The following is a 14,164-nucleotide window of genomic DNA, read 5'->3' on the forward strand; positions in this document are numbered from 1 at the left end:
GACATGAAAAAAAGATTGAATATAGGGCTTGTGGGTTTAGGGTGTGTGGGGAACGCGGTCGCTAAAATCTTACAAGAAAATCAAGAAATCATTAAAGACAGGGCCGGCGTGGAAATTAAAATTAAAAAAGCGGTGGTGCGAGACGTGAAAAAGCACAAAGGCTATGCTTTTGAAATCAGTAATGATTTAGAAAGCTTGATAGAAGATGAAGAAATTGATATTGTCGTGGAGCTTATGGGTGGGGTGGAAGTGCCTTATCTTTTAGCTAAAAAAACTTTAGCCAAACAAAAAGCCTTCGTTACAGCCAATAAAGCCATGTTAGCGTACCACCGCTATGAATTAGAGCAAACCGCTAAAAACACCCCCATAGGCTTTGAAGCGAGCGTGTGTGGGGGTATCCCTATTATCAAGGCTTTAAAAGACGGCTTGAGCGCTAATCACATCCTTTCTTTTAAAGGGATTTTAAACGGCACAAGCAATTACATTTTAAGCCAGATGTTTAAAAATCAAGCGAGCTTTAAGGACGCCTTAAAAGACGCGCAACATTTAGGCTATGCGGAATTGAACCCTGAATTTGACATTAAAGGCATTGATGCGGCACACAAATTATTGATTTTAGCGTCTTTAGCGTATGGTATTGATGCGAAATTAGAAGAAATTTTGATTGAAGGCATTGAAAAGATAGAGCCAGACGACATGGAGTTTGCTAAAGAATTTGGTTATAGCATCAAACTTTTAGGCATCGCTAAAAAACACCCAGATTGCATTGAATTAAGGGTGCATCCAAGCATGATTAAAAACGAATGCATGCTCTCTAAAGTGGATGGGGTGATGAACGCTATCAGCGTTATAGGGGATAAGGTGGGCGAGACTTTGTATTATGGGGCTGGGGCTGGAGGAGAGCCTACCGCAAGCGCGGTCATTAGCGATATTATAGAAATCGCAAGGAAAAAAAGCTCTCTAATGCTAGGCTTTGAAACCCCTCAAAAACTCCCCCTAAAACCCAAAGAAGAAATCCAATGCGCTTATTATGCACGCTTGTTAGTGAGCGATGAAAAAGGGGTTTTTTCTCAAATTAGCGCGATTTTAGCCCAAAATGATATTTCACTCAACAATGTCTTGCAAAAAGAAATCTTGCATTCCAACAAGGCTAAAATCTTATTTTCCACGCACACCACCAACGAAAAGTCTATGCTGAACGCCCTTAAAGAGCTTGAAAATTTACAAAGCGTGTTGGATACCCCTAAGATGATCCGTTTGGAAAATTAAATGCGTTTTTTGAACAACAAACATAGAGAAAAGGGCTTAAAGGCTGAAGAAGAAGCTTGCGGATTTTTAAAAACGTTAGGGTTTGAAATAATAGAAAGGAACTTTTTTTCACAATTTGGCGAAATTGATATTATCGCTTTGAAAAAAGGGGTTTTGCATTTCATTGAAGTCAAAAGTGGGGAAAATTTTGATCCCATTTATGCGATCACGCCGAGTAAATTAAAAAAGATGATTAAAACGATCCGCTGTTATTTGTCCCAAAAAGATCCTAACAGCGATTTTTGCATTGACGCCCTCATTGTGAAAAATGGTAAATTTGAGCTTTTAGAAAATATCACTTTTTAGATTTTTATCCAAAACCCATGCGTTTTCATTAACATTCTTAAGCTAATATAATTCTCGTTAATCAAAATCATATATTTAGGAGTAACTAATGAGTCACTATATTGAATTAACTGAAGAAAATTTTGAAAGCACCATTAAAAAAGGGGTTGCGTTAGTGGATTTTTGGGCGCCATGGTGTGGTCCTTGTAAGATGCTATCCCCTGTGATTGATGAATTAGCTAGCGAATATGAAGGTAAGGCTAAGATTTGTAAAGTCAATACCGATGAGCAAGAAGAATTGAGTGCGAAATTTGGTATCAGGAGCATTCCCACGCTTTTATTCACAAAAGATGGCGAAGTGGTTCATCAGTTGGTGGGCGTGCAAACTAAAGTCGCTTTAAAAGAACAATTAAACAAACTTCTAGGCTAATAGCATGATAGATTGCGCGATTATTGGAGGTGGTCCTGCAGGTTTGAGTGCAGGGCTTTATGCCACTAGAGGCGGTGTTAAAAACGCCGTTTTGTTTGAAAAAGGAATGCCTGGAGGACAAATCACTGGCAGCAGTGAGATTGAAAATTATCCGGGCGTTAAGGAAGTGGTGAGCGGGTTGGATTTCATGCAACCATGGCAAGAGCAATGCTTCCGCTTTGGCTTGAAGCATGAAATGACCGCCATTCAAAGGGTTTCTAAAAAAGACTCTCATTTTGTTATTTTGGCAGAAGACGGCAAGACTTTTGAAGCTAAGAGCGTGATCATCGCTACCGGTGGTAGCCCTAAACGCACAGGCATCAAAGGCGAGTCAGAATATTGGGGCAAAGGCGTGAGCACTTGCGCGACATGCGATGGCTTCTTTTACAAAAATAAAGAAGTAGCGGTGCTTGGTGGGGGCGATACCGCCGTAGAAGAGGCGATTTATTTGGCCAATATCTGCAAAAAAGTCTATCTCATCCACAGAAGAGATGGTTTTAGGTGTGCGCCTATCACTTTAGAACATGCCAAAAACAATGATAAGATTGAGTTTTTAACCCCTTATGTGGTGGAAGAAATCAAGGGCGATGCTTCTGGCGTGTCTTCTTTAAGCATTAAAAACACAGCCACTAATGAAACAAGAGAATTAATTGTGCCGGGGTTTTTTATTTTTGTGGGTTATGATGTGAATAACGCTGTGTTGAAACAAGAAGACGGCTCTATGCTATGCAAATGCGATGAATACGGCTCTATTGTCGTGGATTTTTCCATGAAAACGAATGTTCAAGGCTTGTTTGCAGCAGGAGATATTCGCATTTTTGCCCCTAAGCAAGTGGTTTGTGCGGCAAGCGATGGCGCTACGGCGGCTTTAAGCGTGATTTCTTATTTAGAACACCATTAAATCAAGCTTATAACCCTAGATTTTAGGGTTATAAGTTCTCGCTTCAAACATTCATTGGATTTTCAAAACTTGTAAGGTATTTTAGTTTTTTGTTTAGTTGCAATGCGATTTCATTCTCTTGCTTTGTTTTAATTAAATATTGATCACAAAATTTAAAAACGCTCAAAACATTTTTTACAATCAATATAATAAAAGAACTTGTTTAATCAAAAAAGCGCTCCTTAGGGGGTTGTTGGGATTTAGTTGGGGGTTGTAGGGGAGAGAACTATTTTAATACCCCCTATTCTCTTAAGAGTTTTATTGTAAAACAGAGCCTAAAAACGATATACTCTATTAAAAATTATGGGAGTCTAAGCTTTGCGTGTTTTTATCATTTCTTTAAATCAAAAAGTGTGCGATACATTTGGTTTGGTTTTTAGAGACACCACGACTTTACTCAATAGCATCAATGCTACCCACCACCAAGCGCAAATTTTTGATGCGATTTATTCTAAAACTTTTGAAGGCGGGTTGCACCCCTTAGTGAAAAAGCATTTACACCCTTATTTCATCACGCAAAACATCAAAGACATGGGGATTATAACCAATCCTATCAGTGAGGTTTCTAAGTTTTATTACGCTTTAAAGTATTGTGCGAAATTTATGAGCTTGGGGGAGCTTGGGTGCTATGCGAGCCATTATTCCTTGTGGGAAAAATGCATAGAACTCAATGAAGCGATCTGTATTTTAGAAGACGATATAACCTTAAAAGAGGATTTTAAAGAGGGCTTGGATTTTTTAGAAAAACACATCCAAGAGTTAGACTATGTGCGTTTGATGCATTTATTATATGACCCCAATGTCAAAATTGAGCCGTTAGATCATCAAAACCAAGAGATACAAGAATACATAGGGATCATTAAAACTTATAGCGAAGGAGTGGGGACGCAAGGCTATGTGATCACGCCCAAGATTGCCAAAGTTTTTTTGAAACACAGCCGAAAATGGGTTGTTCCTGTGGATACGATAATGGACGCTACTTTTATCCATGGCGTCAAAAATCTGGTGTTACAACCTTTTGTGATCGCTGATGATGAGCAAATCTCTACGATAGCGCGAAAAGAAGAACCCTATAGCCCTAAAATCGCTTTAATGAGAGAACTCCATTTCAAATATTTGAAATATTGGCAGTTTGTATGACTCATAATAAAATTGTAAAAAATACTAACGAGCGTTTTAAAGCTTTAGTTGTCCCTATTTGATTAGAATAATTTAATTAAAATAAGACTAGTTTTTAATCGCTTTTTTAAAAATGGATTAAAATTTCAAACGAATTTTAAAAGGGTTTTAACCCTTTTAGCTTCTATACACAATCTAAATAAGACGCATTAAGAAAATGAAAGTGCATCAGAAAATTATTTTCTAATGTTATTAAGATTTTTTAGGATTAGCTTCGGTTACCCTAATCGTTCTGCCCATAAAATCCGTATTGTCTAATTTAGCAATCGCTTCGCTAACGCCCTCTTCTTGCATTTCCACAAAGCCAAAACCTTTAGGTTTCTTCGTTTCTCTGTCATAAATCAGCTTGACATTAAACACCTTGCCAAATTGACTGAAAAGCTCCTTGACTTGCTCACTGGTAGCGCTATAAACCAAATTCCCTACATAAATGTTTTTCAAGATAAAATTCTCCGGTAAAAAAATGACAACCTACCCATAAGAATATGAAAAAGTTATAAAAAAGTAACACTTCTAAAACCCAAACACATCCAAAACAGAAGTATGGTGGATTTTATCTAATGATTGCTTAAAAAATTATAAAAGCTATTAAAATTGGGTATTGATAATAAAATAGAACTTACACAAGCAAGCGGTAATTTTAAAAAGCGTTATTAAGGGATATGGGGAGCATGGTTTCAAAATCACCCCCTATCCTTTTAAAAGCTTTACCATAAAACAAAGTTTTAAAAAACAACATTAAAGCCAAACAAGAATGTTTTGCTTAATGCCCTTCATCGGTTAAAACGGCCCCTGCCAAATACACATAAGTGAGAATCATGAAAACAAAAGCTTGTAAAATCCCCATAAAAAACAAAACCATAAAGGGCGCTACAGGAACCGCCCAAGGCACTAATAAAAGCATGATGAGCAAGAACATGTCATCGCCCTTGATATTCCCAAACAAACGAAACGATAAAGACACGATCCTAGAAAAATGCGAGATGATCTCAATAGGGAACATGAAAGGGGCGAGCCATTTCACAGGGCCTGCAAAATGAGCGAAATACTTAAAAAAACCCTGCACTCTAATGCCTTCAAAATGGTAATAAAAAAACACAATCAGCGCTAAAACCAGCGTAAAGCTCCAACTAGCCGTAGGGGATTCAAAACCTGGAATGATGCCTATCATGTTAGAAAAAAAGACATACAAAGCGATCGTGCCTGCTAGGGGGAAGTATTTGCGGGCCAATTCTTCGCCTATAATATCCTTAGCTACGCTCAAAATCGCGCTAATGATGCTCTCATACACGTTCTGCAAACCCATAGGCACCATCTGCATTTTGCGCGACGCGCCAAGCGAAATGAAAAACATCAAGACCGCTGTCAAAACGACAAAAAACCCAGTGATAAAATCATGATTGGAGCTAAAAAAATTAGCAATAGTAAATACTCTGTGTTCCATGAAAAAGTTTCTCTAAGCCTTATTGAAAATTTCCTTAATTGTAGCAATTAAGTTTTAAAAACTCATTAAACCAAGCTTTTTAACGAGTTTTTTAACGATTTGTCTTGTTTTCTTTTAAAATTCACCCATAATAATTAGGGGCTTCTTTAGTAATATCCACGCCATGCACATGGCTTTCTTTTAACCCCGCGCTAGTGATTTCTACAAATTCAGCGTTTTGATACAATTCCAAAATATTCTTCGCCCCCTGATACCCCATAGAAGAGCGCACGCCCCCTACTAATTGGAAAATCATATCCGAAACCTTACCACGATAAGGCACACGCCCCTCAATGCCTTCTGGGACTAGCTTTTCACTCGCTACACCCTCTTGAAAATACCTATCAGAACTCCCCTTTGTCATAGCCCCAATGCTGCCCATGCCCCTATAGCTTTTATATTGCCTCCCTTGATAAATCATAAAATCCCCTGGAGATTCTTCTGTGCCAGCGAGTAAAGAGCCTATCATCACGCTTGATGCCCCCAAAGCCAAAGCCTTAGCCACATCGCCTGAATAGCGGATCCCTCCATCTGCAATCACAGGAATATCAAATTTAGACGCCACTTCCACGCAATTATCAATCGCGCTCACTTGGGGCATTCCCACTCCAGCCACAATCCTAGTGGTGCAAATGCTTCCTGGCCCAATACCCACTTTAACAGCGTCCGCTCCCGCGCTAATCAAATCGCTTGTGGCTTCTTTAGTTACTACATTCCCCACAATCACATCCACCACCAAGCTTTTTTTAATCTCTTCTAAAGTGTGTAAAATGTTCGCCGAATGCCCATGCGCGCTGTCTAACACCAACGCATCCACCCCCGCTTTAACTAACATTTCAGCCCTATCCAACTGCCCCACTCCAATAGCCGCCCCCACTCTCAACCTCCCAAAATCATCTTTATTAGCCTCAGGGTATTCAATGCGTTTTTGAATGTCCTTAATCGTGATCAAGCCTTTTAAAACATTATCTTTATCCACAATGGGCAATTTTTCAATCTTATGCTTGTGCATCAAATCGCTCGCTTCATCCAAACTAATGCCTACATGAGCGGTAACTAAAGGCATTTTAGTCATCACATCGCCCACTTTTTTACTCAAATCGGTTTCAAAGCGCACATCTCTGTTGGTTAAAATCCCGATCAACAACCCCTTATCATCTACCACAGGCACGCCTGAAATCTTGTAATTATCCGTTATGACTTTAGCGTCCGCTAGCGTCCTGTGTGCATGGATAAAAATAGGATCATTAATCACCCCGCTCTCGCTTTTTTTAACTTTAGTGATTTCTTTGACTTGCGTTTGAATATCCATGTTTTTATGCACGATGCCAATACCCCCAAGGCGCGCCATAGCGATAGCGGTTTTATGCTCTGTAACCGTATCCATAGCCGCGCTAATAAAGGGGATATTCAAACGAATGTTTTTAGTTAGGCGAGATTTTAAGCTCACATCTTTAGGTAAAACGCTAGATTTTCTAGGTACCATCAACACGTCTTCAAAAGTCAAAGCCCTTTGTAAAATTCTCATTTTCTATCCTTAATCTAATTTTAAATCTAATTCTTGTTCTAAAGCGTAAGAAACATCTAAAAGGCTTTGCTCATCAAAAGCCTTAGCAATGAATTGCATCCCTATGGGCAAGCCTAAAGGATCTTTAGCGACCGGTAAAGAAAGCGCCGGCAAACCGCTCAAATTCGCCCCAATCGTGTAAATATCGCTCAAATACATTTCTAAAGGGCTTGCATGGTAATTGAACAAGTGGGCGGTCGTAGGAGCTACAGGGGTGAAAATCAAATCCACTTCTTCAAAAATCTTGTTGTATTGCTCTTTAACCATCAAACGCATTTGCTGGGCTTTCAAATAATAAGCGTCATAATACCCGCTGCTTAAGACAAAATTCCCTAGCATGATGCGCCGTTTCACCTCATCGCCAAAACCTTCACTGCGGCTTTTGAGATACAATTCTTTCAAATCTTTAATATTTTCAGCCCTCCTCCCATAACGCACCCCATCAAATCTGGCCAGATTCGAACTCGCTTCAGCCATGCTGATAATATAATAGATAGAGATTTGATAATGCGAATCCAACATCTTTTTTTCCACAATCTCATGCCCCATTTCTTTCAAGGCTTTAAGGGTGTTTTCATAAGCGAGTTGCACTTCATGGCTCGCGTCTTTAATGTGATCCCTTAAGGTAGCGATTTTAAAGCGTTTATCTCTGTTAAGGTTTTTAAAGGTTTGCGTGGGTTTGAGATTCGCGCTCGTGGAGTCCTTGCTATCATACCCACTAATTGCGTCAAATAAAATAGAAGCGTCTTCTACATTTTGCGTGATAGGCCCGATTTGATCAAAACTAGAGCAATACGCGATCAAACCATAACGGCTCACCCTCCCATAAGTGGGCTTTAACCCCACGCACCCGCAATAGCTCGCCGGCTGCCTGATAGACCCGCCCGTATCGCTCCCTAAAGCCGCCACCGCTAAGCCGCCCGCCACGGCTGCTGCGCTCCCTCCGCTACTCCCTCCAGGCACTCTGTTTTTATCTCGTGGGTTTTTAGTGATCCCATAACAACTAGACTCCGTAGTGCTTCCCATCGCAAACTCGTCCATATTAGAAAGCCCAAACCCTGCCATGCTGTTTTGGTGCAAGTTTTCCATCACGCTCGCATGATAAGGAGCGACATAGCCTTCTAAAATCTTGCTGGAGCAAGTGATTTCCCACCCCTTCACGCTGATATTGTCTTTAATAAGGATCGGCACCCCTTTAGCGCTAGCGCCATTAAGGCTAGGGGCTTTAATATAAGCGTTCAAATCTGAAGCTCTAACCTTAGCGTCAATTTCGTTTTTAAGGGTTTCTAATTCATCTTGGGATAAAGAAAGGGCTTGTTTTAAAGTGATCATGTTTTAGCCTTACAAAAAATTTAATGGTAGTTTAACATGCTTACATATAAAACGAGCTTATAAGAGCGTTTTTAAAAAGCGTTCAACTCGCTTATTCAAATCTTTTAAACTGGAGCTGTTGTCTATAACATAATCGCTCATGGCGCGTTTCTGCTCTATATCCATTTGGCAACTTAAGCGCTGCAAAATTTCAGTTTCTTTGAGTTTGTCTCGCTCTAAAAGGCGCTCAATTTGTAAAGCCCTAGGCGCATAGATTAAAACCACTTTACTCACAGGGTAGTGCTCTTTTCCCCCCACTTCAAAAAACAAAGGGATGTCTAAAAAATACGCTTGATGATTTTTTTCTAATTCATAGGCTTTTTTAAGCATGCTTTCACGGATCAAGGGGTGCAAAAAATCCTCTAGCCATTTTAACTCATGAGCGTTTTGAAACACGATCGTGCCAAGTTTTTTCCTGTTAAGAATATCTTTTTCTAAAATATCTGATCCAAAATGTTGGGCGATTTTTAACCGATGCTCTTGCAATAATTGGTGGGCGATCTTATCCGCATCTAAAATTTTATAGCCTTGCGATTCCAATATTTTAATGGTGGTGCTTTTACCGGTGCCTATCCCCCCTGTGAGAGCGATAGCGTTTTTTAAAACCATTTTAAGATTTGATATTGTCTTTAAAGACTTCTTGTAAATTTTTAGGCAAAGCGAATGCAGCCCTATGAATGTCTTCGTTATAATACCTCACGCTTTTTAGCGCTTCTATTTTTGGCGTCATTAAATCTTTTAAGGGGTGGGTTTTAAAAGAAGCGTAAATATAACCCTTATTGCTCAAAATCCTTAAAGGCGCTACAAAAGGCATGACAACAGAAAAAACTCCGCCCATGTTTTTAAGGGCGTTTTGCATGCTCACATGCTCTAATAGTGGGTGTTTGGCCACCGAAATAAACACGCCATCTTCTTTAAGCATTCTTTTTAAACCATCCATTTTATGAATATCCGGCTCTTGCAAGCAAAGAATCAAATCGTATTTTTTAATGTCTAAATCTAAAAGTTGTTTAGCGTGCGTGAAATTCTTATTGTTTTTCACTTCATGGAAATGGGGGAAAAAACTAATAAAACTATCTAATATCTTTTCATCTGCTTGCACAAAATCTATATGCGTGTCGTATTTAAAAAGCTGGTGGGCTAATTCCAAATCAAACCCATCCACGATTAAAACCTCTTTAAGCTCCTTTTTAGTGCAACCCCCCATATGAGCGAGCAACTCGCTTTCAATGTGCAAAAAATTCTTGAACAGCAACTGGCAATTAAGCATCGCAATCTCGCCAAAATCCTTAGATTTAAAAATCTCTAAGATATTATGCTCGCTTCTAACGTCTAATAATTTCGCTTCTATGGTGTATTCTTTACGCAAATACGGCGTGATTTCTTGGGTGATCCACATTGACATTCTCTCTCTCATCACTTTGTAATATTTAATTTATATGCTACCCAAAAAATCTAAATTATTGTAATAAAAGCCTTAACTTTCCTTAAGACATTCTAAAAAGAGTTCCGTATCGCTCTTAAAGCGTTCTTTTTTAAAGTCCAAATCAATACTGATGGCTTTATGCTGGCTGTCTAATTTATCGGTTGAATGCTTTTTTAACACCATTTGACACTTTGAAACCTCAATCGTATCTAAAGCCTTATCCCCTATCGTATAAAGATCATCGCTCTTTTTTTCTAACAAAAACGATTCATAAAAAGGCCTCAAACTCAAATCGCTGTTATTGGTGGTATAAACATACGAAGAAATCTTGCCCTTAAATTGCGCGATTTGCGTTTTAGTGTCATTAAAAGTGAAAGTTTGGATCTGGCGATCTTTATCGTTTTGATCTTTTAAAAAACGCTTCAAGGCTTTGGATTTGATTTCTACCAACCATTGATCCCCTTCTTTACTCATCATAATATCCCCATTTTTTAGGGGGTAGAAATTTTGTTGGGAATATTCAATGAGTTTTGGATTTTTTGTTTTTCTTTTAGGCTTGTAAAGGAATGGGTTTTTTGTATCATTATTGGCATTGTTAGCGTTGTTATGCGGATCATTTGGGTATAAGGGCGGGTTTTTTTCATTATTATCGCTTGGCTCATTCAATAAAATCAAAGGAGTTTCTTTAGGGTCATTGTCTTCGTCGTTGGTTAGTTGGAAAAAAGCGTTTCTTTTCTCTATAGGCTGATACACCATGTTTTGTAAAAAAATCGTTTCGCTAAAGACTTCATAATCCGAATCCACATAGCTGGGGCGTTTAGAGCCGTCATTTTCTTGCTCTTGGGCTTTTTTTTGCAACTTAATAAACCTCTCTTGCGAGCAAGCTAAAAAGCCTATTAAAATCATTATTGCCACGCTTATTTTTTTGACTAAAAACAATACTAGACCCTTATTTAAGCTTTAAATAACTATAATATTGTAATCTAATTTTGATTAAATTGAAGCGATAAAAAAGATGAATACAAGCCCTAAAACTTTAAAAACCATTGCGATTTTAGGCCAACCTAATGTGGGGAAAAGCTCACTATTTAACCGCCTGGCTAGAGAAAGGATCGCTATCACTTCAGATTTTGCAGGCACGACACGAGACATTAACAAACGAAAAATCGCATTGAACGGCCATGAAGTGGAATTGTTAGACACAGGGGGCATGGCTAAAGACGCTCTTTTGTCTAAAGAAATCAAAGCCCTTAATTTAAAAGCCGCTCAAACGAGCGATTTGATTTTATATGTTGTGGATGGCAAGTCTATCCCTAGCGATGAAGACATCAAGCTTTTTAGAGAGGTTTTTAAGATCAACCCTAACTGCTTTTTAGTGATCAATAAAATTGATAACGACAAAGAAAAAGAGCGAGCTTATGCGTTTTCTTCTTTTGGCATTCCAAGGAGTTTTAACATCTCCGTTTCGCACAATAGGGGCATTAGCGCATTAATTGATGCGGTGTTGAATGTGCTGAATTTAAACCAAATCATAGAGCAAGATTTGGATGCGGATATTTTAGAAAGCCTAGAAACCCCTAATAACGCTTTAGAAGAAACTAAAGAAGAAGAAATCATTCAAGTAGGCATCATTGGGAGGGTGAATGTGGGCAAAAGTTCGCTTTTAAACGCGCTCACAAAAAAAGAAAGGAGTCTTGTCTCTAGCGTGGCTGGCACGACCATTGACCCCATAGATGAAACCATTCTAATAGGCGATCAAAAAATCTGCTTCGTGGATACCGCTGGCATCAGGCATAGGGGTAAAATCTTAGGCATTGAAAAATACGCGCTAGAACGCACGCAAAAAGCCTTAGAAAAATCCCACATCGCGCTTTTAGTTTTAGATGTGAGCGCTCCTTTTGTGGAATTAGACGAAAAGATCAGCTCTTTAGCGGATAAACACTCTTTAGGCATCATTCTCATTTTAAACAAATGGGACATCCGCTACGCCCCTTATGAAGAGATCATGGCAACCTTAAAAAGGAAATTCCGCTTTTTGGAATACGCCCCTGTGATCACAACCAGCTGCTTAAAAGCGCGTCATATAGATGAGATCAAGCATAAAATCATAGAAGTCTATGAGTGTTTTTCCAAACGCATTCCCACAAGCTCACTCAATAGCGTGATTTCTCAAGCCACCCAAAAACACCCCTTGCCAAGCGATGGCGGGAAATTAGTGAAAGTGTATTACGCCACGCAATTTGCCACCAAACCCCCTCAAATCTCTCTTATAATGAATCGCCCTAAAGCCTTGCATTTCAGTTACAAACGCTATTTGATTAACACCTTAAGGAAAGAATTTAATTTTTTAGGCACGCCTTTAATCCTTAACGCTAAAGATAAAAAGAGCGCTCAACAAAATTAAATTTTTTATGCATTAAACCCCCTTAAAAAAGCGTTTTTGCTTGATTTATCTTTAGGATTTGATTATAATTACCGCTCAATCAGTCAGGCTAAGCGGTTGAATCGCTTGGTTTTGGCATCTATTAGAAAAGGGGTTATCCACATGAACAAAGCGGAATTTATTGATTTGGTTAAAGAAGCGGGTAAATACAACAGCAAAAGAGAAGCTGAAGAAGCGATCAACGCCTTTACTCTGGCGGTAGAAACAGCTTTAAGCAAGGGTGAGAGCGTGGAATTGATTGGTTTTGGCAAATTTGAAACCGCAGAGCAAAAAGGCAAAGAAGGTAAAGTTCCAGGAAGCGATAAAACTTATAAAACCGAAGACAAACGAGTACCTAAATTCAAACCCGGCAAAATCCTTAAACAAAAAGTTGAAGAAGGCAAGTAAGTCTGATCCACTCAGCAAGGGGCTTATCAATAAAGCTTCTTGCTTTCTTATGTCCTTGTAGCTCAGCTGGATAGAGCGTATGATTCCTAATCGTAAGGTCGTGGGTTCGAATCCCGCCAAGGACACCACTCGCATTATTTTTACTATCATAGGGATTTAAAATAGTCGTTGTTTGTGTTTTTGATGAAATAAGGTAATTGAAATAAGGTAATTAAAAGAACTTAAAAATTTAACCTTATCCTTAAAAAGCACTCAAAAAAATATTTTATTTTTCATCTTATTTAAAAAATATTCAAAGCATTTTTTACAATTAAAAAGATCTTTCAAAAAACAAGCGATAACCTCTTAAAAAGCGCTCTTTAAGGGGTTTTAGTTGGGGGGTTGTAAGGGAGGATTTTTCAAAATACCCCTTATCCTATTTAAGAAAATGGGTTTAAAAATCAAACTTAAAAAATGGGTTTTATCGTAAAATAAAATCTTAAAACGATAAAATCAAGCCATTAAAATCCCCTTTTTTAAAAATTGAGTTATCCCTATTTAAAATTTTAGGAAAGCCAAAAACAAATCATAATCCCCTAGAATTTAAATTAAAACCCACTAACCTTATAAGATTATTAAGAATATCCGCATGACAAATCCCTTCAAAAATGATATAATAGCCTTGATGAACTCATTTTAAGGAAAATGCCCATGCGTTTGCACTCTGCCTTTTTTGGTATCAATTCATTGCTCGTTGCCGCTCTTTTGATGAGTGGTTGCAGTCTCTTTAAAAAGCGTAACACTAACGCCCAGTTAATCCCCCCTTCAGCTAACGGCTTGCAAGCCCCCATTTATCCCCCAACCAATTTCACCCCTAGAAAGAGCATTCAGCCTCTCCCAAGCCCTCGCATTGAGAATAACGATCAGCCTATCATTAGTTCTAACCCCACTAACGCTATCCCTAACACCCCCATTCTCACGCCTAATAATGTCATTGAACTGAATGCGGTGGGCATGGGTGTGGCTCCAGAATCCACCATTTCGCCCTCTCAAGCCTTGGCTTTGGCCAAGCGAGCGGCCATTGTTGATGGCTACCGCCAACTAGGTGAAAAAATGTATGGTATTAGAGTGAACGCTCAAGACACCGTCAAAGACATGGTTTTGCAAAATTCCGTGATTAAAACGAGAGTCAACGCCCTCATTCGTAACGCTGAAATCACTGAGACCATCTATAAAGACGGCTTGTGTCAAGTGAGCATGGAGCTTAAATTAGACGGCAGGATTTGGTATCGCATTTTGAGCGGAGCGAGAGGATAAACCCTCTTAC

15 protein-coding genes and 1 tRNA gene are annotated in these 14,164 nt (G+C 38.9%); 9 read left to right on the forward strand and 7 right to left on the reverse strand.

What is annotated here, in order from left to right:
* Nucleotides 1–3 precede the first annotated feature (3 nt).
* The 5 genes from EAL87_RS03230 to EAL87_RS03250 all read left to right on the forward strand — a co-directional run bounded on the left by EAL87_RS03230 (nucleotide 4) and on the right by EAL87_RS03250 (nucleotide 4,142).
* On the forward strand, nucleotides 4–1,269 hold the full coding sequence (locus EAL87_RS03230; protein ID WP_120912962.1) for a homoserine dehydrogenase: 1,266 nt from the start codon (nucleotides 4–6) through the stop codon (nucleotides 1,267–1,269).
* Nucleotides 1,270–1,614: a YraN family protein gene (locus EAL87_RS03235; protein ID WP_097708573.1), complete on the forward strand. Its 345-nt coding sequence runs from the start codon at nucleotides 1,270–1,272 to the stop codon at nucleotides 1,612–1,614.
* A gap of 88 nt (nucleotides 1,615–1,702) precedes the next feature.
* Nucleotides 1,703–2,023 (forward strand): thioredoxin, encoded by a 321-nt coding sequence (trxA, locus tag EAL87_RS03240; protein ID WP_000020199.1) that lies wholly within the window; start codon nucleotides 1,703–1,705, stop codon nucleotides 2,021–2,023.
* Nucleotides 2,024–2,027: 4 nt separating this feature from the next.
* Nucleotides 2,028–2,963 carry a thioredoxin-disulfide reductase gene (gene trxB, locus EAL87_RS03245; RefSeq protein ID WP_120912963.1) on the forward strand — a complete coding sequence of 312 codons (936 nt, stop codon included), beginning with the start codon at nucleotides 2,028–2,030 and terminating at the stop codon, nucleotides 2,961–2,963.
* A 357-nt stretch (nucleotides 2,964–3,320) separates the two neighbouring features.
* Nucleotides 3,321–4,142 carry a glycosyltransferase family 25 protein gene (locus EAL87_RS03250; RefSeq protein ID WP_120912964.1) on the forward strand — a complete coding sequence of 274 codons (822 nt, stop codon included), beginning with the start codon at nucleotides 3,321–3,323 and terminating at the stop codon, nucleotides 4,140–4,142.
* Nucleotides 4,143–4,373: 231 nt separating this feature from the next.
* On the opposite strand, the gene EAL87_RS03255 is transcribed toward EAL87_RS03250, so the two are convergent.
* From EAL87_RS03255 to EAL87_RS03285, 7 genes are all read right to left on the reverse strand, one after another.
* Nucleotides 4,374–4,622: an RNA-binding protein gene (locus EAL87_RS03255; RefSeq protein ID WP_000790557.1), complete on the reverse strand. Its 249-nt coding sequence runs from the start codon at nucleotides 4,620–4,622 to the stop codon at nucleotides 4,374–4,376.
* Nucleotides 4,623–4,944: 322 nt separating this feature from the next.
* Nucleotides 4,945–5,625, reverse strand: coding sequence for a F0F1 ATP synthase subunit A (locus EAL87_RS03260; protein WP_000401209.1), 681 nt, complete (start codon nucleotides 5,623–5,625; stop codon nucleotides 4,945–4,947).
* 121 nt (nucleotides 5,626–5,746) lie between these two features.
* Entirely contained in the window at nucleotides 5,747–7,192 is a 1,446-nt protein-coding gene (gene guaB / locus EAL87_RS03265) for an IMP dehydrogenase (protein ID WP_053575352.1), read from the reverse strand.
* Between the two features lie 9 nt (nucleotides 7,193–7,201).
* Nucleotides 7,202–8,563 carry an Asp-tRNA(Asn)/Glu-tRNA(Gln) amidotransferase subunit GatA gene (gene gatA, locus EAL87_RS03270; protein ID WP_120912965.1) on the reverse strand — a complete coding sequence of 454 codons (1,362 nt, stop codon included), beginning with the start codon at nucleotides 8,561–8,563 and terminating at the stop codon, nucleotides 7,202–7,204.
* Between the two features lie 57 nt (nucleotides 8,564–8,620).
* Nucleotides 8,621–9,211, reverse strand: coding sequence for a dephospho-CoA kinase (gene coaE / locus EAL87_RS03275; protein ID WP_120912966.1), 591 nt, complete (start codon nucleotides 9,209–9,211; stop codon nucleotides 8,621–8,623).
* 1 nt (nucleotide 9,212) lies between these two features.
* Nucleotides 9,213–10,001: a spermidine synthase gene (locus EAL87_RS03280; protein WP_120912967.1), complete on the reverse strand. Its 789-nt coding sequence runs from the start codon at nucleotides 9,999–10,001 to the stop codon at nucleotides 9,213–9,215.
* A gap of 78 nt (nucleotides 10,002–10,079) precedes the next feature.
* Nucleotides 10,080–10,967, reverse strand: a complete 888-nt coding sequence (locus tag EAL87_RS03285) for a hypothetical protein (protein WP_120912968.1) — start codon at nucleotides 10,965–10,967, stop codon at nucleotides 10,080–10,082.
* A 76-nt stretch (nucleotides 10,968–11,043) separates the two neighbouring features.
* Between EAL87_RS03285 and der the strand changes: the two genes are divergently transcribed.
* The 4 genes from der to EAL87_RS03305 all read left to right on the forward strand — a co-directional run bounded on the left by der (nucleotide 11,044) and on the right by EAL87_RS03305 (nucleotide 14,154).
* Nucleotides 11,044–12,432: a ribosome biogenesis GTPase Der gene (der, locus tag EAL87_RS03290; protein WP_120912969.1), complete on the forward strand. Its 1,389-nt coding sequence runs from the start codon at nucleotides 11,044–11,046 to the stop codon at nucleotides 12,430–12,432.
* A gap of 141 nt (nucleotides 12,433–12,573) precedes the next feature.
* The gene (locus EAL87_RS03295; protein ID WP_001029061.1) at nucleotides 12,574–12,858 is read left to right on the forward strand and encodes an HU family DNA-binding protein; all 285 of its coding nucleotides are present in this window, start codon (nucleotides 12,574–12,576) and stop codon (nucleotides 12,856–12,858) included.
* Between the two features lie 51 nt (nucleotides 12,859–12,909).
* Nucleotides 12,910–12,986, forward strand: a tRNA-Arg gene (locus EAL87_RS03300).
* A 562-nt stretch (nucleotides 12,987–13,548) separates the two neighbouring features.
* Complete coding sequence (locus tag EAL87_RS03305) at nucleotides 13,549–14,154, forward strand: LPP20 family lipoprotein (RefSeq protein ID WP_120912970.1); 606 nt, start codon at nucleotides 13,549–13,551, stop codon at nucleotides 14,152–14,154.
* Nucleotides 14,155–14,164 lie beyond the last annotated feature (10 nt).

Origin of the sequence: Helicobacter pylori, assembly GCF_003636935.1 — a bacterium.
Lineage (GTDB): Bacteria > Campylobacterota > Campylobacteria > Campylobacterales > Helicobacteraceae > Helicobacter > Helicobacter pylori_CH.